The organism is Alteromonas naphthalenivorans, assembly GCF_000213655.1.
Lineage (GTDB): Bacteria > Pseudomonadota > Gammaproteobacteria > Enterobacterales > Alteromonadaceae > Alteromonas > Alteromonas naphthalenivorans.
Genome location: NC_015554.1, coordinates 2,221,322 through 2,242,752 on the forward strand (window position 1 = coordinate 2,221,322; position 21,431 = coordinate 2,242,752).

A 21,431-nucleotide genomic window follows, 5' to 3' on the forward strand; every position below is an offset into this window, starting at 1 on the left:
CGGCTAACCCAATAATAACCTGGCCTAGCGCTGAAATTGTTTCAAAATACTGACCAACACCATGGACTTATTCACCCCTGGGTGCTGTAAGGTTTTTACTGCGTCTACGCAAGCACGATAACGTGCGTAATCTTGCGCTTGCTGGCGTTCTACATACGATTTATGCGCCATATGTTGACACCATGTTGCTACCTGAACAGCGTCACCTTGCCATTTATTAGCCAGTGCTAAAAGTTGCTGACTTCCTGAACTAGCAAGTAGTGCGCCCATACCGTCGGTAAAGGTACGATAATTAAAATCGCTTTCGCTATTAAGTGCTGCTTCTAAACGAAGTGGCGCATAACCATAGGCTTCTAGTAACGCTTCACTCGCATCTTGTACGCCTTGTTGCTGTAAATAGTCCAAACTACTTTGCACATCAGGCAGACCAAGTGAATGTTTTTCACATCTACTCAAAATAGTGGGCATTATTCGATTCAGGCTGTCAGTGATAAGCAGCAAGTAAGTATTATTGGTGGGCTCTTCTAACGTTTTCAAGAGTGCATTGGCCGCCGCTTCTGTCATGCTATCGGCCACGGGGATCACCAATACCTTATTACCCCCCATTTGCGCCGTGCCGCTTAACTTGGCAATACCTTCACGAATTTTATCCACGCCCAATTGTTTTTCGCTTTCTAACACGTAAAAATCGGGGTGATTACCAGCAAGACGCAAATGGCAGCTTTGGCATGCATTGCACGCACCTTGAGGGGTTGGCTTTTTGCACAACAGCGTATCCGACAGCCCAGCAACCAATTTTGCTTTACCAATACCTTTAGCGCCAATGAATAGCAGCGCATGGTGCAGCTTGTTATTAAAATAGCGTACAAGCAATTCGTTATAGGTATCCGTGAACCAAGGAAGCATTTGCCCAGATTGCATTAAGAAAGGTACTCCTGCACAGCGGTTATCACGTCTTTATGTACATCTTCCATAGCTTGCATGGCATTAATCACCACAATACTGTCGTCTTGTGCTGCTAAGCTTAAATACCGTTCACGGGTGCGCTCAAAAAAGGCCAAACCTGCTTGTTCAATACGATCTAGCTCTCCCCTGCCTCTAGCGCGTTCTAGCCCTATGGCTGGCTCAACGTCCAAGTACAAGGTCAAATTAGGTTTAAAACCGTTAAGCGCTATTTTGCTAATGGCAGTCATAGTATCAGCACTCACGCCGCGGCCACCGCCTTGATAGGCTTGTGAAGACAAATCATGCCTGTCACCTACTACCCACTGCCCTGCATTTAACGCCGGAAGTATACGGTTAGTTAATAACTGTACCCGGGCGGCGTACATCAACAGTAATTCTGTTTCTTCGGCTACGGTTTCGTCCCAATCGTGTTTAACACACTCGCGTATCGCCTCGGCCATAGGCGTACCGCCAGGCTCGCGTGTTTGCTCAACCGCAATACGTGCTTCTTGCAAATGCTTTACGATAAGCCCAATCACTGAACTTTTTCCGGCCCCTTCAAGGCCCTCTACTACAATAAACTTTCCGTTCATAATTATTCGTTGCTGGACTTATTATTTTCGATTTAACTGATATTTTCGCACAGCTGCATTATGGGCTGCCAGCGAAGATGAAAATTCATGGCTACCATCACCTCTAGCCACAAAATACAAGGCATCGGTTTCCATTGGGTTTAACGCGGCCCAAATGGCATCCTTACCCGCCATCGCGATAGGCGTGGGCGGCAAACCTTTAATTGTATACGTGTTGTAAGGTGTGGGCGTACGAAGGTGCTTACGGGTAATATTACCATCATACGTATCACCAATACCGTAAATAACAGTGGGATCGGTTTGTAATCGCATATTTTTCCGCAGTCGGTTTACAAATACCCCCGCTATTTTGGTTCGTTCTGCACTCACTGCGGTTTCTTTTTCAATAATACTTGCCAATATTAGGGCGTCGTACGGTGAGTTCAATGGCAAATCTTCTTGCCGTTGCTGCCACTGGGTTTCGACATAATCTAACATGGCCTTGTGTGCGCGTTTTAAAATGCTACTGGCCGCAGTGTTAGCGGTAAAGAAATACGTATCAGCTAAAAATAAGCCTTCGGCGCTGCTAGCTTCGTTCAGCCATAGCATTGGCGCTTTTTCCTCATTTACCGAGCTTGTGATATTAATTGTCTCTTCAACCTGATCCAGCGATACATCGTTGATAAGTTCAGTTTTCGCCTTTAACGTAACCAACCACTCTTTTAGTGTCAGTCCTTCTACCAAGCTCACGGCAAAATAGTGCTCTTCACCACGGCTTAATATACCGAATACTTCTCGTAGTGATAGCCCAGGTGTTAAGCGGTATGTACCCGATTTTACATGGGTATTGGCAGCAAAAAACTTGAGCCAAAGTTTTGTTGCTAATTCAGGGCTATCGATTAACTCCCGTGCCCGAAGCTCCCTTACCACCTTGTATCCGTTACTGCCCTTTTCTACCGTATAAAGCTGCGGTTGAGAAATCGACATGGGCGATGAAGCTTGCCCATTTACATATAAAACACCAAAGGTAATTGCACCCACAACAAGCGCTAGCATTATCCCAATGCTAATAACTATTCGCATGATCGTCCTGAATTTTATCTAATACTAACTTAGCAAGGCGCTTTGCCCCTTCATGAGACGCACTAAATGCTAACTCATCACTCGTTTTTCCGTCGTTTAGCACAACTTTATTAACTGGCATTACGCCCATTAAGGCATTGGTGATCACCATTGCCGTGGCATTAGCGATATCAGCCAGAGTGTATTCGCCTTCATAAACGTTTAAGGCGTTGTCGCCAATAACATCAGCGTTAGTTAGGCTTTCGTTTACCGAATTTTTTTCCAACGTACTTAACAAGCACTGGCGCACAACACCATTTACACCGCAGTTATTTACCTTTGGTGTGTGCCATCCAGTATCGGTTTGAAAAAATACGTTTCCCGCACTGGCTTCAATAAGGTGCCCTTGCGTGTCGAACACCAAGGCATCATCGGCATTCGCCTCAACAACTTCACGCTTAACCAATACCTGCTCTAACCGGTTCATATGTTTAATACCACCCAGCAAAGGCTGTATGGCCAAAGGTGTTTTCGCGTTTATTAGGGTTAAACCACTAACGGCAAGTTCAGAATAATGCGCAGGATACGTATGGGTGGAAAACCGAACAATGGCCGGAGCTTGGCTATCTCGTGCGTACCCACGACCGCCCTCTCCTGAAGACACATGAACCTTCATTACTCTTTTAATGCTGAGGTGTTCAAGAGATTCGGTAAGTGCGCTGACATAAACATCAATTGCCTGTCTAAGTGCAGTCATGTCGAGGGAAATGGCTAACGCTTTAGCATCATGATTGAGCCTAGCAAGATGAAAAGACAGAAGTTCTACTTTCCCCTGGCTAACGCACATAGTAGTAAAAACGCCATCACCATAGTTCAGTGCCCTGTCGTTTAAGGCAATTGCATCGGCGGATGAAGGGGTTGAAGATGCGGTGTCGGTATTTGCGACTATTTTCACAACTAGCTCTAATAATTAACGTCTGCCGTGCAGTATACCAAGTTGTTGTGCGCAGACAAGAAAGGCAGCTTGCGCTGCCTTTAATCAATAACTACGGATGTCCGAACGTGTGCTCGGGCTTAAATTCGTTTGAAAATAAGCGAACCGTTAGTACCACCAAAGCCAAATGAATTACACAGCGCATAGTCTGAAGTAAACATTTTTGCTTTATTCGCCACGAAGTCTAAATCGCATCCTTCGCTTGGTTCATCCAAATTAATGGTAGGCGGTGCCATTTTGTCACGTAGTGCCAATATGGTGAAAATAGCTTCTACAGAGCCTGCTGCACCAAGTAAATGACCTGTCATCGACTTAGTAGAGCTTACCAGCATGTTATGCGCATGTTCGTTGAAGACGCGCTTAACCGCTGCTACTTCTGCTATATCACCCGCTGGTGTAGATGTACCATGCGCGTTAACGTAGCCAATTTTGCTGCTCTCAATTTTTGCATCGCGAATAGCGTTACTCATTGAAGCCGCTGCACCTTCACCGTCAGCAGGTGGTGATGTCATATGATAGGCATCGCCACTCATCCCAAAACCAACAAGTTCAGCGTAAATGGTTGCACCACGGGCTTTCGCCGCTTCGTATTCTTCTAGCATTACTACGCCAGCACCTTCGCCCATCACGAAACCATCACGATCTTTATCCCAAGGGCGACTAGCCCCTTGAGGATCGTCGTTTCGTGCAGACAATGCACGTGCCGCAGCAAAACCCGCAATACCTAATGGCGTAATAGACGCTTCTGAACCGCCTGCTAGCATGGCATCTGCATCATCATACGCGATAGTACGCGCAGCAATACCAATGTTATGCACACCAGTGGTACACGCCGTCACAACGTTTAAGTTTGGCCCTTTAAGCCCTTCCATGATAGACAAAAAGCCTGAAATCATATTGGTAATAGTGGAAGGCACAAAAAATGGAGAAACGCGCTTAGGACCGCTATTCATTAATTTAGTGTGGTTTTGTTCAATTTGTTCTAGCCCACCGATGCCTGAACCAATAGCTACACCAACACGGTGTGCATTTTCTTCAGTTATCGTTAAGCCCGAATCAGCCATGGCCTGTTTACCCGCTGCAATACCCAGCTGAATAAACCTGTCCATTTTTTTCGTTTCTTTCTTTTCGATATATTCCTGCGGGTCAAAGTTATCAACTTGACCTGCGAAACGGGTGGAATAGTCACTGCAATCAAAGTGGGTGATTTCACCAATACCGCTTTCGCCTGCTAACAGACGACGCCAAGTCTCATCTACAGAAAGACCCAAAGGTGAAAGCATGCCAAGACCAGTAACCACTACGCGACGTTTTGTCACAAAAAGCCCTCGCATTGGAACCAATAAGGTGGGAATACAAAAACGGCTCTAAAGAGAGCCGTTTTTTAATTTACTGTAACGAAGACTTAAGCGTCTTTGTTAGCATTGATGTAGTCAATAGCTGACTGAACAGTAGTAATTTTTTCTGCTTCTTCGTCAGGAATTTCAGTATCAAATTCTTCTTCTAACGCCATTACTAGCTCAACAGTGTCAAGTGAGTCTGCGCCCAAATCATCAACGAATGAAGCTTCAGCTTTTACTTCTTCTTCTTTTACGCCAAGTTGTTCAATGATAATTTTCTTAACGCGTTCTTCAATGTTACTCATAATTCTAGGTTTCCCTTAAACGTCACTAGATAGTCAAAGTGCCGCTAGTTTATTTTGCAAGGTACAAGCTTGCAAGCACCAGTTTAAACAAATTTTCTGGTCAAACCAGCGGCATCCCAAATTCTTAATGTTCTATTTTTACATCCAAGTTCGGGGAAAATCCACCCCAAACACAGTTAAATTCACAATTTTCGTGAATTTAACCCATATACATACCACCGTTTACATGGATAGTTTCGCCTGTAATATAGGCTGCACCGCTGCTCACTAAAAAGGCAACAGTGGCTGCTATTTCATCAGGTTCACCTAAACGGTTAGCAGGAATATCTTTAAAAATTGCGCTTTTTTGATCGTCCGTCAATGATTTTGTCATGTCGGTATCGATAAAACCAGGCGCAACAACATTAATAGTTATACCACGAGAAGCCACTTCACGTGCCATAGATTTCGAAAAACCAATAACACCTGCTTTCGCTGCTGCGTAGTTTGCTTGCCCAGCATTACCCGAACTACCCACCACAGAACCGATATTTACAATACGGCCAAAGCGTTTCTTCATCATACCGCGAAGTACTGCTTTTGACAGCGTAAAAATGGCTGTAAGGTTAGTATTAATGATGTCTTGCCATTCGTCATCTTTCATACGCATTAACAAGTTATCACGAGTAATACCTGCATTATTAACCAAAATATCAATGCCACCGAAGGTGTCATTAATTTCCTTGATTATAGCATCTATACTGTCTTTATCGGTAACATTTAGTGCAATACCTTTGCCACCAAATTCAGATAAATATTCAGTAATTGCACTTGCACCACTCTCGCTTGTAGCGGTGCCTACAACCGTAGCACCCTGCGCTGCAAGCTGACTAGCAATGGCTTTACCAATGCCTCGGCTAGCGCCTGTTACCAGTGCTACTTTGCCTTCTAACTGACTCATAGCGTTTCCTTATTGTTTTAATGCTTCCACACTTTCTGGGGTGTTTACAGCAATGGATTCTAAACTTTTATTAATGCGTTTATTTAATCCTGTAAGTACCTTACCTGGGCCTACTTCAATGATACGTTCAACACCTGCTGCAGCCAAATACTCCACGGTACGCGTCCACTGAACAGGGCAATATAATTGGCGTACCAACGCACTTTTTATTGATGCACCGTCAGTTTCAATGGTCACATCAACATTATTGATAATATTAATTGCAGGGGTATGAACGTTTAGTGTCGCCAGTGCGTCTTCTAACTTGTCAGCAGCGGGGCGCATGAGTTCACAGTGCGAAGGCACACTTACCGATAATGGAAGCGCTCGCTTGGCACCCGCTTCTTTGCACGCAGCAGCAGCTTGCTCAGCGGCCACTTTTTCGCCAGCAATAACCACTTGGCCTGGCGAGTTAAAATTAACCGGAGACACTACATCGCCTGTCGCAATCGCCGTTTGGTGGCACACGTTGGCAATGGTGTTATCATCTAAGCCAATAATGGCATACATAGCACCGGCACCCGCTGGCACCGCCTCTTGCATATATTGACCACGAGCTTCAACCAGCTTTATCGCATCAGCAAAAGACATAGCACCGCCACATACTAGGGCTGAATACTCACCCAAACTGTGACCCGCTAAATAGCTCACTTCAATGCCTTGTGCTTCTAATACGCGCCAAGTCGCAACACTAGCAGCAAGCAAAGCTGGCTGAGTAATATGAGTTTCGTTCAATTTTCCATCGGTATCGTTTTGTACCAGATCCCAAAGATCGTAACCTAATACGTCTGAAGCTTCTTTGAAGGTATCTAAAACCGAAGGATGGCTGTCGGCCAACTCTTTAAGCATGCCCACCGATTGTGAGCCCTGCCCAGGAAAGACGCAGGCTGTTTTTGTCATTGTTGTTCCTTATTATTTTTTGTATACAACGAATTTTTGAATACAACGAATTCAATAAGACTGATAGAAGAAACTAGTATCGTACCAGCGCAGATGCCCAAGCAAAACCGCCGCCGAACGCTTCTAATAATAAATGTTGCCCACGCTGAATCCGACCATCGCGAATAGCGGTATCTAGTGCTGTGGGTACTGTGGCTGCGGATGTATTACCGTATTTTTCTAACGTCACTACCACTTGGTCTAACGACATATCTAATTTTTTGGCTGTCGCTTTAATAATTCTGAAATTCGCTTGGTGAGGCACTAGCCAATCCAGATCAGATTTTTGCATATTGTTGGCCGCAAGGGTTTGCTCAACCACTTCAGACAATTTGTTCACGGCAACTTTGAAAACTTCGTTTCCGCGCATAACGCCCCAATTTTCGTGTACTGATGCTTCATCACCACGCGTAGGGTTTCCAACGTAAAGTAAATCGCCGTAAGAACCATCGGCATTTATATGAGTAGATAAGATACCCGGCTCATCACTGGCTTCTATAATAGTGGCACCCGCGGCGTCACCAAAAAGAATGACCATAGTGCGATCTTCAGGTGCTATCAAACGGCTAAGACAATCTGTACCAATAACTAAGATACGCTTAGCCATGCCAGATTTGATGTATTGGTCGGCCACACTTAATGCGTAGCAATAACCCGCACACGCAGCAGCCACATCAAAAGCAGGAATACCGTTAATACCTAAAATGCGCTGGATTTCACAGGCCGTGCTAGGAAGTGCATAGCGTCCGCTCGTAGTAGCACACACTATCATGTCAATTGATTGAGGGTCGATGCCTGCCATCTCTATGGCTTTCTTACTTGCCTCTGCCCCCATGGTCGCAGCGGTTTCTTCAGCACCTATAATTCGGCGTTCTTTAATACCGGTTCTATCAGTGATCCATTCATCACTGGTATCAACCATAACTTCCAAATCGGCATTGGTTCGTATATCACTAGGGTAATAACTTCCAGTACCGATAAATCGAGAATATTTGCTCAAAGCTGCTCCAATAAAACCGTTTCTATCTTCGTTTTTATCTTGTCTGGAACTCGCATCTTTGCTTCTTTCATTGCTTGCACAATGGCGTAATAAAAGGCGTCTTTAGATGCATTTCCATGACTCTTGATAACAATGCCGCGCAATCCTATCAGACTCGCACCATTATACTGGTCGGGGTTCACGCTGTTATAGATAGATTTGAGCAATGGAAAAGCAATTTTGGCCATTAGCCGCGTATAAAAGTTCTTTTGTGACTGGCGCTTCACTTCATTAATGACTAACTTGGCTAGGCCTTCACTGGATTTAAGCGCAACATTGCCGGTAAAACCGTCAGTTACCACCACATCGGCTTTATCGGTAAAGATGTCATCACCTTCTACATAGCCAATGTAGTTAATGCCTGGTGCATCTTTAAATAGTTGGTCGGCTAACTTTACGTACGCATTTCCTTTTATATCTTCTTCACCCACGTTTAATAAGGCAACTCGCGGCGAAGGAATACCCGCGGCTTCTTGCGCTAACACCGAACCCATCACACCGTACTGAAATAAAATTTCAGGCGTGCAATTCACATTCGCGCCTAAATCGAGCAAGAATACATTATGGTGACTCGCGGTGGGCATCATGCTGATAAGTGCTGGCCTATCAATACCCGACAAGGTTTTTAATAAGTAGAACGATAAGGTTAAGAGCGCGCCAGTATTGCCTGCACTTACACATGCATCGGCTTCGTTGCTTTGAACATATTCAATCACACGGCGCATTGAAGAGCGTTTTTTATTGCGTAACGCAGAGGTAGGCGCCTCACCCATTTCAACCACTTGGTCGCAATGAGATACGGTTACCCGACTTCGTTGGGAAGCGGTGAGATTTTGGATTGCTGGGGATATAACGGCTTGGTCGCCGCATAGCAAAAAATGAACGTCTGGATGAAGTTCAATGGCCTTTACAGCCGCAGAAAGGATAACAGGGGGACCATGATCGCCCCCCATGATATCTAACGCGATGGTTAGCTTAGACAAAATGTAGACGCCGAATTACGCGCCGACTACTTTATTGCCTTTGTAATAACCGTCAGCTGTCACGTGGTGACGACGGTGTGTTTCACCCGACGTAGGGTCGACAGACAAAGTCGACGCTGTCAATGCATCGTGTGAACGACGCATGCCACGCTTAGAGCGCGTTTTACGATTTTTTTGTACAGCCATAACTTACTCCTGGTCTCGCTTAAGTTCTTTCAAAACCGCGAAAGGGTTTTCTCGCTCTTGTTCCGGTTCAATCTTTCCAAATGACATATCATCTTTAGACACTGAGCACTCCTCCTCTGCATGAAGGGGTACGATGGGCAAAGATAAAAGTAACTCGTCTTCAAATATCTGAAGCAGATTAACTTCTCCGTGGTCGTTGACCTCTACCGGTTCGTAAGCCTCGGGTATTGGATCTTCTTCATTTCGTTCTTCTCCCTGCACTGGAGTAAAACAAAAATCCACATCAAGTGTGGTATCAAATTCACCATTACACCGCTGGCAGAGAAGTGTTACCTGAGTGTCTAAATGACCGTGAAATACAGTAAGACCCTGCTCGTCTTTTTTGAACTGCACATCGACGTTCACATATTCACTACATCGGACAACTGCCCCACTCAATCGTTCCATATCTTCAGACACAAGAACACCCCGATAATCGGAACGTTTCATAGCGCTGCTGGTCGGTTCGACCGTATGAGGGAGTTTCACTTTCTGCATAGGGCGCGCATTCTATAGATTCCACGTCCCACTGTCAAAGATTTAATGGGCGTTTTTGTATAATAATTTAGCGATTTTGTACTTCTTTTCATAAACCGAATTTTAAGGGAATAGCCCCAAATAACAAGTAAAAAGAACATGATGTGTTTAAAATAGCGGAAGGTTGGTAAAATGGCGTATTGTCAAAACAAACCAAGTTGGCAAACGGCATTACGCTCATTTATAAAAACACGCTATATTTAAGGTAAGTTGTAATTACTCTTTATGAGTAATTTAAAGGTTTTTGGTGGTTTTTTTTGGGGTTACTCGAAAAATAAGCCAGATAAAAAGGAGTTCAGTGTTTAAGGATAAGCACAGGCTTGCGTAAGAGGACACACAACGCGTAGACCGGTTAATTAACACTTAATGTAAGATTGAGGTTTTGTAGTATGACCACACTCGTTCTAGCTTCATCATCTAAGTACCGCCAGCAATTATTGTCGAATATTGGCATTCAAGCTGAAATAAGCAAACCAGATATAGATGAGACTCCCCTACCCGACGAAACACCCCTTGCGTTGTGCAAACGTTTAGCGTTCGAAAAAGCTAAAAAGATTGCCCAACAGCAGCCAGGGAGAATTGTAATTGGAAGCGATCAAGTTGCTTCTGTCGAAGGTCCTGATGGCAAAATTATACTAGGCAAGCCGGGAACAGTTGAAAACGCCGTAGCGCAACTGAAAATGTGCCAAGGAAAATCGGTGTATTTTTATACCGCGATAAGTTTATGTAAAGCTGAAAACGACGAAGACCTACCCGACATCCTTACTAGCAATTTAGACACTATTACTCGGGCTGAAGAAACCTGTGTGTATTTTCGTAGCCATAAAGAAGCACAACTACGTGCTTACGTTGAAGCCGAAATGCCACTTGATTGTGCGGGGAGTTTCAAATGTGAAGGCATGGGGGCCTTATTGTTTGAACGTATTACCAGCCGCGACCCGAATACGTTAATAGGGCTTCCCGTTATGCTGCTACATAATATGCTAGACAAACATTTTAATATCGATTTGCTAGACCTAGCTACTGCCAAGGCCTAGCGGATGAAGATTTGCTTTGCTATTGAACGCCAAACTAGCGGAGCAAAAACTGCTGAAGTTCGCCAATGGAATGCACAATGGTTTCAGGCGCCAACGCTTCAAGGTGAACTTGTGCATGCACCCCGTAAGAAACCCCTATTCTGCGCATACCAATAGATTTTGCCATTTGCATATCGTAAGTGGTGTCGCCAATCATGACGGCATCATTCGCACTAATATTTAGCTCGTCTAAAATTTGCAGTAGCATGTCAGGTGACGGTTTAGACTGCGCGTCATCAGCGCATCGTGACGCACTAAAAAAGTGGCCAGTCTCGGTTTGCGACCAGGCCCTATCAAGACCTCTTCGCGCTTTCCCTGTTGCTACAGCAAGGGTAGCTCCCTTTGCCTTTAGTGCTGATAACAAATCTTCTACACCATTAAACAACGGGCACGGCGTAGCATCATGGCTTACAAAGGCTTCTTTATAAGCCAGTACTAAGCGCTCAGCAAGGGCATCATCGTTAATACCAAATAACTGCTTAATAGCAGGTTTTAAGCTAATACCTATAATGTGACTTACCGCATCAGCACTTGGAACCGGCATGTCACAGTGTTTTGCTGCTATCTGCATACAGTTGATAATTTTATCGGCAGAGTCCATTAAGGTGCCGTCCCAATCAAAAATAACCAACTTATAGCGCATAGTTACAGCGTTCCTTCTATATAAAGAATCTATATAAATAAATAGTACTTAATTAATAAGTAAACTTACCGAATACCCTAAAAGCTTTATGACAAGGCTTTAAGGGTATTGGTTAACGTGGCATCTAACGGTGCGGTAAATTTAACCCGCTCTTCTGTGCCAGGGTGAATTAGCGAAATGCTATGTGCGTGCAAAAATAGGCGATTTAAGCCTTTTTGACGCATAGACTCATCGAACTCGGCATCACCGTATTTAGGGTCGCAAGCAATAGGATGCTCAGCGTGTAAACAGTGCACTCGGATTTGATGGGTTCTACCTGTAATAGGTGAAGCCTCTACCAAAGTAGCGGTGTCGAACTTTTGCAATATGCGATAGCGGGTTTCAGATGGCTTGCCATCTTCACTTACGCTCACCATGCGTTCACCCGATTGCAACACATTCTTACGAAGAGGCGCTTTTACTTTAAAGCGATTGTCAGGCCACTGCCCCGCCACGAGGGCTTGGTAGCGTTTATCCATTTTACCGGTACGCAACTGCTCATGCATATGACGAAGCGCCGAGCGTTTCTTAGCAATAAGAATACAGCCAGAAGTGTCTCTGTCTAAACGGTGTACCAATTCCATAAAATTGGCATCGGGACGCAGTGCCCGTAAACCTTCAATAAGACCAAAGCTCAAACCACTACCACCATGAACGGCAATACCTGAAGGCTTGTTAATCACTATAATGCGCTCGTCTTCAAATAATATTTGAGATTCAAGCGCTGCAATTTTATCGAGTTTCGGCGATGGCCCAGGTGTTCCTTCAGAAACTCGCACAGGCGGGATACGCACCACATCATCGGCAACGAGTTTATATTCGGGTTTTACCCTGCCCTTATTTACGCGCACTTCACCTTTACGCAAAATGCGATAAATCATGCTTTTGGGCACACCCTTTAATTGGGTGCGCAAAAAATTGTCTACACGTTGCCCTGCTAAATCGGGTTCAACGGTAACGAAACGGACTGATTGTTGGGTTTGTTCTTTCATAAACTCCATTATAACGCATTGCAAAAGCAGACCGATACAGAAACTTTGATGTGCCTTAAAAATAAAACCCTTTGACTACTTTTGATACTAAACGAGCATTTAGCACAGAAAAACCGCATTATCTGGGCTTATTTACCCCTCACACCTTGCTTAAATTGAACCTTTGATGCCATAATAAAAACTGTATTTTACGCGGCCAAATCATGCCGGTGAAACACAACATTTAACATAGTGAGCATTTAGAGCAGGTTAATTCGTTACCCGTTTATTTCGCCACTTTTGTTATCCATAAGAACAGCGTCACGTTCCAATTGCATTATTCAATGAACACGCAATTTTATATCTGGAACGAGAATTATAGAGGCAACGACTACACTGCCGTTAGATAATTCAGATGCTGTTTGCGAACATAAAATAAGTTCGCCGTTTAGCTAACAGAATTGAATTGACAAACAAGCGCCAGCCTAAGAGCGGTGTTTGTTAAAAAGATAGATAGAGATAAGGGTATGTCGCTCCCGACATCCTTAAGAACAATATAAAACGCGGAACGAAAAACGTTACATGCCGCGTAAGTTCAAGGATAATGCGGCGTTACAACAAGGTCCCCGTACAATCGTGAGGTTGCGCGGTGAGGGTTTGTACATGTCACTTTAATTTTGTATCTGGACGGCTGTATTAAAAACAGAGTTAGATACAATGAAAAGAATGTTAATTAATGCAACTCAATTAGAAGAGTTGCGTGTTGCCCTTGTTGATGGGCAGCGGTTATACGATTTGGACATCGAAAGTCCTGGGCACGAACAGAAAAAAGCAAACATTTACAAAGGTAAAATAACCCGCGTTGAGCCAAGCCTCGAAGCGGCATTCGTAGACTACGGCGCAGATCGCCACGGTTTCCTACCTCTTAAAGAAATCGCTCGCACTTACTTCCCTAAAGGCTACCGTTTCGAAGGCCGTCCAAACATCAAAGATGTTATTAAGGAAGGCCAAGAAGTTATCATTCAAATTGATAAAGAAGAACGTGGCCAAAAAGGCGCAGCGCTTACTACTTTCTTATCGCTGGCTGGTAGCTACTTAGTATTAATGCCAAACAACCCTCGTGCTGGCGGTATTTCTCGTCGTATCGAAGGTGATGAGCGTACAGAACTTAAAGAATCTTTGAACAAACTAGACCTGCCTGATGGCATGGGCTTAATCGTTCGTACCGCTGGCGTAGGCAAATCTTACGAAGAATTAGAGTGGGATTTAAAAGTACTACTTACCCATTGGGAAGCAATTTCTAAAGTGGCTGAAGAGCGTGAAGCGCCCTTCTTAATTCACCAAGAAAGTAACGTAATTGTACGTGCAATTCGTGACTATCTACGTCGCGATATTGGTGAAATTTTAATTGATAAAACCAGCATCTACGAACAAGCGCTGCAGCACATCCAACTAGTGCGCCCTGACTTCGCTAGCCGCGTTAAGCTTTATCGTGGCGAAGTACCTTTGTTCAGTCATTATCAAATTGAAAGCCAAATTGAGTCTGCCTTCCAACGTGAAGTTCGCTTACCTTCTGGTGGTTCAATTGTTATCGACCCTACTGAAGCGCTTACTTCTATTGATATTAACTCTGCCCGCGCAACAAAAGGTGGAGATATTGAAGAAACGGCATTAAATACAAACCTTGAAGCCGCTGACGAAATTGCCCGTCAACTTCGTTTACGCGACTTAGGTGGCTTGGTTGTTATCGATTTTATCGATATGACCCCAGTACGTCACCAACGTGAAGTTGAAAACCGCATGAAAGACGCAGTTCGCAGCGATCGAGCTCGCGTTCAACTAGGCCGTATTTCTCGCTTTGGCTTGCTTGAAATGTCACGTCAGCGTTTACGTCCATCATTGGGTGATTCAGCGCACCATGTGTGCCCTCGCTGTTCAGGTCACGGCACCATTCGTGGTACCGAGTCATTAGCGCTGTCTATTTTGCGTATTCTTGAAGAAGAAAGCATTAAAGAAAACACAGGCCAAATTGAAGCACAGCTTCCTGTATCAGTAGCAACCTACTTGCTTAATGAAAAGCGTAAAGCAATTCAAAGCTTAGAAAAGCGTCATGGGGTTAACTTATTACTTATCCCTAACGCCAACCTTGAAACACCTCACTACCAAGTCACTCGCCGCCGTCCAGATGATATTCTAGATGACGCAAGCTACGAAGTAGAGTTAATGCCAACGGTTGAAACGGAAACTGAAACCACAACTTCAGTGCCGGTTAAGCGTGAAGAGCCAGCATTGAAAGGGCTAGTTGCGCCTACCGCGGCACCTGTTGTTGCGCCTAAAGCAGAAACACCTGAAGCTAAAGCTGAAAGCTCACCATCACTATTTGCCCGCATAGGTAAATGGTTAGGTGATGTGCTTGGTGGTGAAGACGAGAAAGCGAAAGCAGAAGCTGAAGCGAAAGAAAAAGAAAAGCAGAAGCAATCTGAAAGCCGCAATAATCGTGGTGGCAATCAGTCTCGCAATCGCAATGGTGATGATCGTCGCCGTAAGCCAAGAAAGAACACACGTCGTAACCAGCCTCAAAACAAAGATGGCGAACAAGAACAGCGTACGCCACGTTCTGAGCAAGACGACAAGCCACGCGCAAGTAACAATAAGCCTCGTAAGCCTCGTAAACCTCGTGACGAGACTCAGAAGCCTAAGCAAGACCAAAGCAGAGATAACGCGCAAGACGAAGCACCTAAGACCCAAGACAGGAAGTCTCAAGATGCTAAGCCTCAAGAAGCGCAGAAGAAACAAGAAGTGGCTGAGCGCCGCAAACGCAGAGATACTCGTCGCAGCGTACGTGTGAAAAAAGATGACAATACACAGTCAAACGAAGCACCGGCTAGCAAACCAGTTAAATCTCTTGCAGTTGATAAGCCTAAACCTGCTAAAGCAGCCCCTGCTGAAACTGAAGAGGTTAATACTTCACCAGTTCAGTCAACTGATGCACCAGCAGCTTCTGAATCAGCAGCGCCTGTAACACAAGCCTCTCAGCCAGCTGACGTTAAGTCGACCACTGAACAAGATGCTCAATCTTCTTCAGAGCAATCGAACAACGACACTGATGAAAATGGTCAAAAACGTGAAAGCCGTGGCCGTTCACGTCGCTCTCCTCGTCATGTTCGTGCTGCTGGTCAGCGCCGCAAGAAGGAAGCGCAGCAGTCTAATGATGACAACAGCGCCCCGGTAGGTGAACAGTCAACAACAAACGTTGAAACTACACCGTCACAAGAAGTACCAGCTTCAACGGCTCCTGCCGCCGACGTTAGTGAATCAGCACCTCGTGCAGAAGATACACAAGCAGCAATGCCTGGTAAACTTGAGGCAGACACTGCGCATACTCAAAATGAGAATGCCCAGCCTGCTGCTATTGATGCAAGTGCCGATAATGCTGAAGCGCCTACTGCGACTAAAGCAGAAGACACTCAAGCCACTAAGCCTAGTGTACTAGCGCCGTCGGAAGAAAAAGCAGAACCTGCAACAACAGAAACCGCATCAGCTAAGCCAGAAGCGCCAGCAGCTGAAGTAGTTCAAGACGAAATGCAGTTCGAGCTAGCTTCGCCTAAAAGTGAAGCAGACGCACCTAAGCCAGCTAAAGCTGATGTTACTCCTGCTCCTGTCGCTGAAGCTGCACCTAAACAGGTTGAAATTAACCTAGGTGAAGATTCTGCTAAAGCAGCAAGTGAACCTAAGGCTAAACCTGCGCCAAAAGCGAACCTTAAGAAAGCCAAAGCAGCGGTATCTAAGCCTATTACTACAGGTGTAGCAGCTAGCAGCCGTGGTCGTATTAATGCATCTGCGCCAATGGCAGCGCCAGCATCGGTTGATGACACGTTCAATGACGTAGCGCTTACCGCTAAGTCTGACGATAGCCGCCCAGCCATTGTAGTATCGGGTAGAAGCGCAGCTATTGCGAAGGCAAGTGCCGCCGCATCAGCACCAACAACACTGCCATCCAGTGTTGATGAAAACGCCTAAGCGTGACTAGCAACCCTAGTTAGTGATAGCGCTAGCCATCCTTGACTAGCGTTGTTACTAGGAACTAAGGTTGTTTACACACGATAAGAAGCCGCTTAATCGCGGCTTTTTTAATGGTCATTCATATTGCTGAACAGTGGGAGTAAAACGTTGGATAAAGTTAAACCCAGCTTGATTGATTGGTTAGAAAGAACCACCCAAAAAGAAGTGCGCTCCCCAGTGCTTATTCAGTCACTATGGAGTGGTTATGGCGCATGCTTTCGTGCAACCCTGTTTGATAACGCTAAGAACACTTCAATGCCTGTGGTGGCCAAGTGCGTTCAACCCTCTTCACAAATTAGCCACCCAAAAGGATGGCAATCCAATACCAGTCACCTTAGAAAATGCCGATCATTTCAGGTAGAGCACTACTTTTACACCCGTTTGCAACCTAGCACTAACGCAGACTGCTTAACCCCTATGTGCTTAGCAGCCGCTAGCGGTGAAAACGATAGCAATGCACATATCTTAGTAATGGACGATCTAGATAACGCGGGATTGACAACACGTGCCACTTCGCTAAGTGTAAAACAAGCGCAATCGGTATTGCGTTGGCTGGCAGCATTTCATGCTCGCTTCATGGGTATTGTTGACACGAATGTTTGGCCCGAAGGCACTTACTGGCATTTGAGTACACGACAAGATGAATGGCAAGCCATGGTAGATGGGCCTTTAAAACGGGAAGCTAGCAGATTGTCGACCCAACTTTCATCAGCACGCTTCCAAACCTTATTACACGGTGATGCCAAGGTTGCCAACTTTTGCTTTACCCCCGACTTTACCCGATGCGGTGGTGTGGATTTTCAATACACTGGATTAGGTGTAGGAATAAAAGACGTTGCTTATTTTATTGGCAGCGCATTAAGTGAAAGCAATCAACGAACCCACACTACTCAATGCTTGGATTACTATTTCGAGTGCCTAAGCAGCCAACTAATAGGCACAAAATACCAATCACAACATCAAGAAATAGAACGGGAGTGGCGAGCGCTATATCCTGTTGCCTGCGCTGATTTTAATCGATTTTTAGCCGGTTGGAGCCCTGACCACTGGAAGATTAACGGTGAACTGACTAGGCAAACCGATATCGCCTTAGCGACGTTAATTTAGTGCTTTGTCCAAGGCAACCAGTGTAAAGACAGCCTGAGGCTTTCAAGCACATCGGCCTCGTTTGGTTGCTGATATCCGTAAACCCGAATACCGAAAACAGCCATCATGACCGACGTGGCATACACCTCACTCAGCGCTTCACCGTATTCGCTGGCAATCGCCAGTTTGTACTGCGCTTTAGTACGGCTTAAATAGTCTCCAGCAAGCTTAGCGAGCTTAGGCTCCGTACTGGTAAGTTCTAGTTGGGTTTTAATGATAAAGCAGCTTGCGTAGTCTTTCTTCCCTCTTGCTGCCACCATGTCGGTCAGCAGCATAACAATGCCCTCACCTGTGCCATATGACATCGCAAGCTTCATTTTGTCAGCGCTACGCTGTGCGTAACGTTCCAAACTGGCAATAAACAGCTGCTCTTTATTGCCAAAACTGTTGTACAAGCTGCCCGGCTTTAACCCTGTGGTAGCGGTAACGTCTTGCATCGATGTTCCATGGTAGCCTTGCTGCCAAAACAGCATAATCGTTTTATCCAATATACTGTTTTTATCAAATTGTGCTTTAGCCATCACAGGTACCTTTCGTTCGCTTATTTCCTATTTTTTCTATTTACATCATAGCAATTTTGAACAAACACTCAAAAAGTTATTGAACCCTACTGCAATCTCCTTTATCGTTTTGAGCAATCATTCAAAATATGAACGTCTATTTTTATATCATTGGTAAAACCCACTCTTATTATTCGCTCACTTACCTTGCTCATTAGAAGAGGACACCTTATGAAACGATTTATTACTGCGGTACTACTCACACTACCGTTATTTTCAAGCTATGCTCAACAACCTGCAGACAGCAACATGGAAACGGGTAAGCCATCAGCCCCAAAAGTTATATTCTTCGATGTGAACGAACCCCTGCTAGATCTGACTGCAATGCGAAGCTCAGTGGGAGAAGCATTAGGCGGGCGTAATGAACTACTCCCTTTGTGGTTTTCAACCATGTTGCATCACTCATTGGTAGACTCTACCACCCAACGTTTTCACACTTTCGGTGAAATTGGTGTGGCGTCATTGCTAATGGTGGCTGAGATAGAAGGCATCTCGCTTACTCAAGAACAAGCGAAAACGGCCATTGTTACCCCACTTCGTAGTTTGCCACCACACCCAGATGTGCGTAGTGGTTTACAAGCGTTAAAAGACAAAGGCTATACACTGGTAAGCTTGACCAACTCTTCAAACAAAGGCGTGTATACCCAGTTTAAAAACGCTGACTTACTGGATTTTTTTGAACACCGCTTAAGTGTTGAAGATATCAACCTATACAAACCTGATCTTCGCACTTATGCATGGGCCGCTGAAAAAATGGGGGTTAAACCCGAAGATGCGATGCTAGTTGCTGCACATGGTTGGGATATTGCTGGCGCTAAACAAGCCGGTTGGCAAGCCGCCTTTATTGCCCGCCCAGGCAAGGTATTGTATCCACTGGCTATTGCACCCGATTACAAAGTAAATGACCTTAACGAATTGGTAGACATGCTACCTAAGCAACAATAATTACCGTTTTTTTTAGGGCGGGCGTTTACCCGCCCTAATTAACTACCAGCCCTAATTATCTCCCCCCCCTAAATACCCAGGCGATACTTGAATCAAACTACGGCTTTACGCTTCATGTCCACATGAGGTATATCATCTTCCAGATACATTTGTGATGTTTGCACAAAACCAAACTTACGATAAAACGCTAACAAATATTCTTGTGCACCAATTTCAATATCTTTATTCGGCCACAGGTTTTCACACTGTTTTATCGCCTCAGTTAACAAGCTTATACCCGCACCATTGCCTCTGAAGTCAGCATGGGTAGCCACTCTGCCAATACTTACCCCAGGATAACTCACCCCCGCAGGGATCAAACGGGCATAAGCGACTAATTTGTCGTTAGTAAAGCCCAATAAATGCCGCGTATCGCTATGTCTGTCTTTTTCATCAAGCTCAGGGTATGGGCATGTTTGTTCTACCACAAATACATCAACTCGCAGCTTCATAAGCTCGAACAACTGATGGGTATTGAGCTGAGTAAATGTTAATACTTTCCAAGAAATCATAAGACTGGTTATTTACTCTTTATTTATGGGGCTATTTTTATCAAACCTGCATGAAGATAGCACTAAAAAATGCACGGGTGAATCAATGAACCAAATGGAATTTGAACCGTCATAACAAATACCTGTTAGCCACGAGTGTGGCAGTTCTCTTCTCAAAGGTAATTTATGTTTAATCGCAAACTCGCATCCCTCGCGGTAGTGGCAACGGTATCGCCGTTTTTATTCGCTTGCACGTCGCAAGATTTGTACGAAGCTACGCAAGAGAACCGTCTTCAAGAGTGCCGTAAACTTTATGGCGCACAACAAGAAGAGTGCGAAGCTCAGTATCAAAAAAGCTATGACACCTACGAACGAGAAAGAAACGAAGTCATTAATGAGGGTATTAACCAGGGTAAGTAGAAGTAACGTATCAATCGCAATTCAACGTTTAAGTACAGCGCTTTTAAAAAGGGTTGTGCCGAGCTCTTATGAACAGCTCGAATGAACAACTTGTTAAACGGATTGTTTATCAGCTTGTTGAATATTAGCGTGAGATTAAGAATTCAAGTACACATCTTTTGCTAAGGCACTTTTGACATATTCTACGAATTTCTTCACTTTTTCTAGGTTATGACGCCCTTCAAGACTGACTACTTGTATAGGTAACTTTTCATCGTTAAATTCATCTAACACACTCACTAGTTCCCCCTTCTCTATTGCATCCGCTACTTGATAAGACATCAAGCGCGTGATGCCTAGCCCAGATTTTGCGGCGCTAATTGTCGAACGATTTTGATTGCATTCAAATCTAGGCTGTAAACGGATGGCTACCGTTTTACCATTACGTTTGAAATTCCACACCGGCGGCTCCTTGAAGTCACTCGGGTACAGCAAAGTATGATGTTTTAAATCTTCCGGTGTTTTTAGGTTTGGTGCATTAGCTAAATAGTCTGGCGATGCTACCGTTACCTTTCTTACGTACCCCACAGTAGTGGCATATAAACCAGAGTCTTTCGGCTTACTAATTCTTATTGCCACATCAATTTTTGTGTCGAGTAGATCAACAATGTTGTCGTACATATAGCCATGCACATTTACTTCAGGAAAGTCTCGTAAAAACTGAGCAATGATAGGTGTAATGTAAAGCTCACCAAATAACACGGGCGCCGTTACACTCAGCGTACCCTTTGGCAATAACTGAACACCCGCAATTGCAGCTTCACTTTGTGCTATGTCTGCCAATATTCTCTGTACGTCATTAAGGTATTGTATGCCCGCTTCGGTTAATCGAATACGACGAGTTGTACGATGGAACAATCGCGTGTTCAACTGTGCTTCTAAAGTAGCGATAGCCCGCGTTACCGCCGGAGCCGACATCGACAATTGCTCGGCAGCGCTCACAAAACTGCCAAGCTTAGCTGCTTCCGCAAACACTGACATTGCTTGTATTCTATCCATACCGAGTCGCTTTACTCATTCCTAATGGGGTTTACCAACTATTCTACACTTTTATTATTTCAAATAATGAAATTATAAATT

Annotated in this window: 22 protein-coding genes; 5 read left to right on the top strand and 17 right to left on the bottom strand. The window is 44.7% G+C overall.

The genetic code is table 11. From position 1 onward, the window contains the following. Positions 1-24 precede the first annotated feature (24 nt). The 12 genes from AMBT_RS09725 to yceD all read right to left on the bottom strand — a co-directional run bounded on the left by AMBT_RS09725 (position 25) and on the right by yceD (position 9,881). Positions 25-921 (bottom strand): DNA polymerase III subunit, encoded by an 897-nt coding sequence (locus AMBT_RS09725; protein ID WP_013784452.1) that lies wholly within the window; start codon positions 919-921, stop codon positions 25-27. After that, complete coding sequence (gene tmk / locus AMBT_RS09730; protein WP_013784453.1) at positions 921-1,538, bottom strand: dTMP kinase; 618 nt, start codon at positions 1,536-1,538, stop codon at positions 921-923. Before tmk ends, AMBT_RS09725 begins: the two co-directional genes overlap by 1 nt. Before the next feature lie 21 nt (positions 1,539-1,559). Then, positions 1,560-2,600, bottom strand: coding sequence for an endolytic transglycosylase MltG (gene mltG / locus AMBT_RS09735; RefSeq protein ID WP_041452546.1), 1,041 nt, complete (start codon positions 2,598-2,600; stop codon positions 1,560-1,562). Continuing rightward, on the bottom strand, positions 2,584-3,534 hold the full coding sequence (gene pabC / locus AMBT_RS09740; RefSeq protein WP_013784455.1) for an aminodeoxychorismate lyase: 951 nt from the start codon (positions 3,532-3,534) through the stop codon (positions 2,584-2,586). Before pabC ends, mltG begins: the two co-directional genes overlap by 17 nt. 119 nt (positions 3,535-3,653) lie before the next feature. After that, a complete protein-coding gene (gene fabF / locus AMBT_RS09745; RefSeq protein ID WP_013784456.1) occupies positions 3,654-4,892 on the bottom strand; it encodes a beta-ketoacyl-ACP synthase II in 1,239 nt (412 codons plus the stop codon). 86 nt (positions 4,893-4,978) lie between these two features. Continuing rightward, positions 4,979-5,218 (bottom strand): acyl carrier protein, encoded by a 240-nt coding sequence (gene acpP, locus AMBT_RS09750; protein WP_013784457.1) that lies wholly within the window; start codon positions 5,216-5,218, stop codon positions 4,979-4,981. A 199-nt stretch (positions 5,219-5,417) separates the two neighbouring features. After that, entirely contained in the window at positions 5,418-6,158 is a 741-nt protein-coding gene (fabG, locus tag AMBT_RS09755) for a 3-oxoacyl-ACP reductase FabG (RefSeq protein ID WP_013784458.1), read from the bottom strand. Positions 6,159-6,167: 9 nt separating this feature from the next. Then, complete coding sequence (gene fabD / locus AMBT_RS09760; protein ID WP_013784459.1) at positions 6,168-7,097, bottom strand: ACP S-malonyltransferase; 930 nt, start codon at positions 7,095-7,097, stop codon at positions 6,168-6,170. Positions 7,098-7,170: 73 nt separating this feature from the next. Further along, positions 7,171-8,136 carry a beta-ketoacyl-ACP synthase III gene (locus tag AMBT_RS09765; protein WP_013784460.1) on the bottom strand — a complete coding sequence of 322 codons (966 nt, stop codon included), beginning with the start codon at positions 8,134-8,136 and terminating at the stop codon, positions 7,171-7,173. Continuing rightward, positions 8,133-9,158 carry a phosphate acyltransferase PlsX gene (plsX, locus tag AMBT_RS09770; protein ID WP_013784461.1) on the bottom strand — a complete coding sequence of 342 codons (1,026 nt, stop codon included), beginning with the start codon at positions 9,156-9,158 and terminating at the stop codon, positions 8,133-8,135. The genes AMBT_RS09765 and plsX overlap by 4 nt, the downstream gene beginning before the upstream one ends. Positions 9,159-9,173: 15 nt before the next feature. Then, positions 9,174-9,344: a 50S ribosomal protein L32 gene (gene rpmF, locus AMBT_RS09775; protein WP_013784462.1), complete on the bottom strand. Its 171-nt coding sequence runs from the start codon at positions 9,342-9,344 to the stop codon at positions 9,174-9,176. A 3-nt stretch (positions 9,345-9,347) separates the two neighbouring features. Then, positions 9,348-9,881, bottom strand: a complete 534-nt coding sequence (gene yceD / locus AMBT_RS09780) for a 23S rRNA accumulation protein YceD (RefSeq protein ID WP_013784463.1) — start codon at positions 9,879-9,881, stop codon at positions 9,348-9,350. 428 nt (positions 9,882-10,309) lie between these two features. On the opposite strand from yceD, the gene AMBT_RS09785 reads away from it, so the two are divergent. After that, on the top strand, positions 10,310-10,957 hold the full coding sequence (locus AMBT_RS09785) for a Maf family protein (RefSeq protein ID WP_013784464.1): 648 nt from the start codon (positions 10,310-10,312) through the stop codon (positions 10,955-10,957). Between the two features lie 34 nt (positions 10,958-10,991). On the opposite strand, the gene AMBT_RS09790 is transcribed toward AMBT_RS09785, so the two are convergent. Together AMBT_RS09790 and rluC are read right to left on the bottom strand one after the other, a co-directional pair. Further along, a complete protein-coding gene (locus AMBT_RS09790) occupies positions 10,992-11,639 on the bottom strand; it encodes an HAD-IIIA family hydrolase (protein ID WP_013784465.1) in 648 nt (215 codons plus the stop codon). 86 nt (positions 11,640-11,725) lie between these two features. Further along, the gene (gene rluC / locus AMBT_RS09795; protein ID WP_013784466.1) at positions 11,726-12,670 is read right to left on the bottom strand and encodes a 23S rRNA pseudouridine(955/2504/2580) synthase RluC; all 945 of its coding nucleotides are present in this window, start codon (positions 12,668-12,670) and stop codon (positions 11,726-11,728) included. A gap of 696 nt (positions 12,671-13,366) precedes the next feature. Here rluC and rne point away from each other — a divergent pair. Both rne and AMBT_RS09805 read left to right on the top strand, forming a co-directional pair. Next, a complete protein-coding gene (gene rne, locus AMBT_RS09800) occupies positions 13,367-16,669 on the top strand; it encodes a ribonuclease E (RefSeq protein ID WP_013784467.1) in 3,303 nt (1,100 codons plus the stop codon). Positions 16,670-16,819: 150 nt separating this feature from the next. Further along, a complete protein-coding gene (locus AMBT_RS09805) occupies positions 16,820-17,818 on the top strand; it encodes a phosphotransferase family protein (RefSeq protein ID WP_013784468.1) in 999 nt (332 codons plus the stop codon). Here the strand turns inward: AMBT_RS09805 and AMBT_RS09810 are convergent. Continuing rightward, complete coding sequence (locus AMBT_RS09810) at positions 17,815-18,378, bottom strand: TetR/AcrR family transcriptional regulator (protein ID WP_013784469.1); 564 nt, start codon at positions 18,376-18,378, stop codon at positions 17,815-17,817. The genes AMBT_RS09805 and AMBT_RS09810 overlap by 4 nt on opposite strands. 210 nt (positions 18,379-18,588) lie before the next feature. Here AMBT_RS09810 and AMBT_RS09815 point away from each other — a divergent pair, with 210 nt between their 5' ends. Continuing rightward, positions 18,589-19,362 carry a haloacid dehalogenase type II gene (locus tag AMBT_RS09815; protein WP_013784470.1) on the top strand — a complete coding sequence of 258 codons (774 nt, stop codon included), beginning with the start codon at positions 18,589-18,591 and terminating at the stop codon, positions 19,360-19,362. A 92-nt stretch (positions 19,363-19,454) separates the two neighbouring features. Here AMBT_RS09815 and AMBT_RS09820 read toward each other — a convergent pair whose 3' ends face one another. Further along, a complete protein-coding gene (locus tag AMBT_RS09820) occupies positions 19,455-19,913 on the bottom strand; it encodes a GNAT family N-acetyltransferase (protein ID WP_013784471.1) in 459 nt (152 codons plus the stop codon). Between the two features lie 165 nt (positions 19,914-20,078). Here AMBT_RS09820 and AMBT_RS09825 point away from each other — a divergent pair, with 165 nt between their 5' ends. After that, positions 20,079-20,312: a hypothetical protein gene (locus AMBT_RS09825; protein ID WP_013784472.1), complete on the top strand. Its 234-nt coding sequence runs from the start codon at positions 20,079-20,081 to the stop codon at positions 20,310-20,312. Positions 20,313-20,447: 135 nt separating this feature from the next. Here the strand turns inward: AMBT_RS09825 and AMBT_RS09830 are convergent, their stop codons facing one another. Next, positions 20,448-21,350: a LysR family transcriptional regulator gene (locus AMBT_RS09830; RefSeq protein ID WP_013784473.1), complete on the bottom strand. Its 903-nt coding sequence runs from the start codon at positions 21,348-21,350 to the stop codon at positions 20,448-20,450. Positions 21,351-21,431 lie beyond the last annotated feature (81 nt).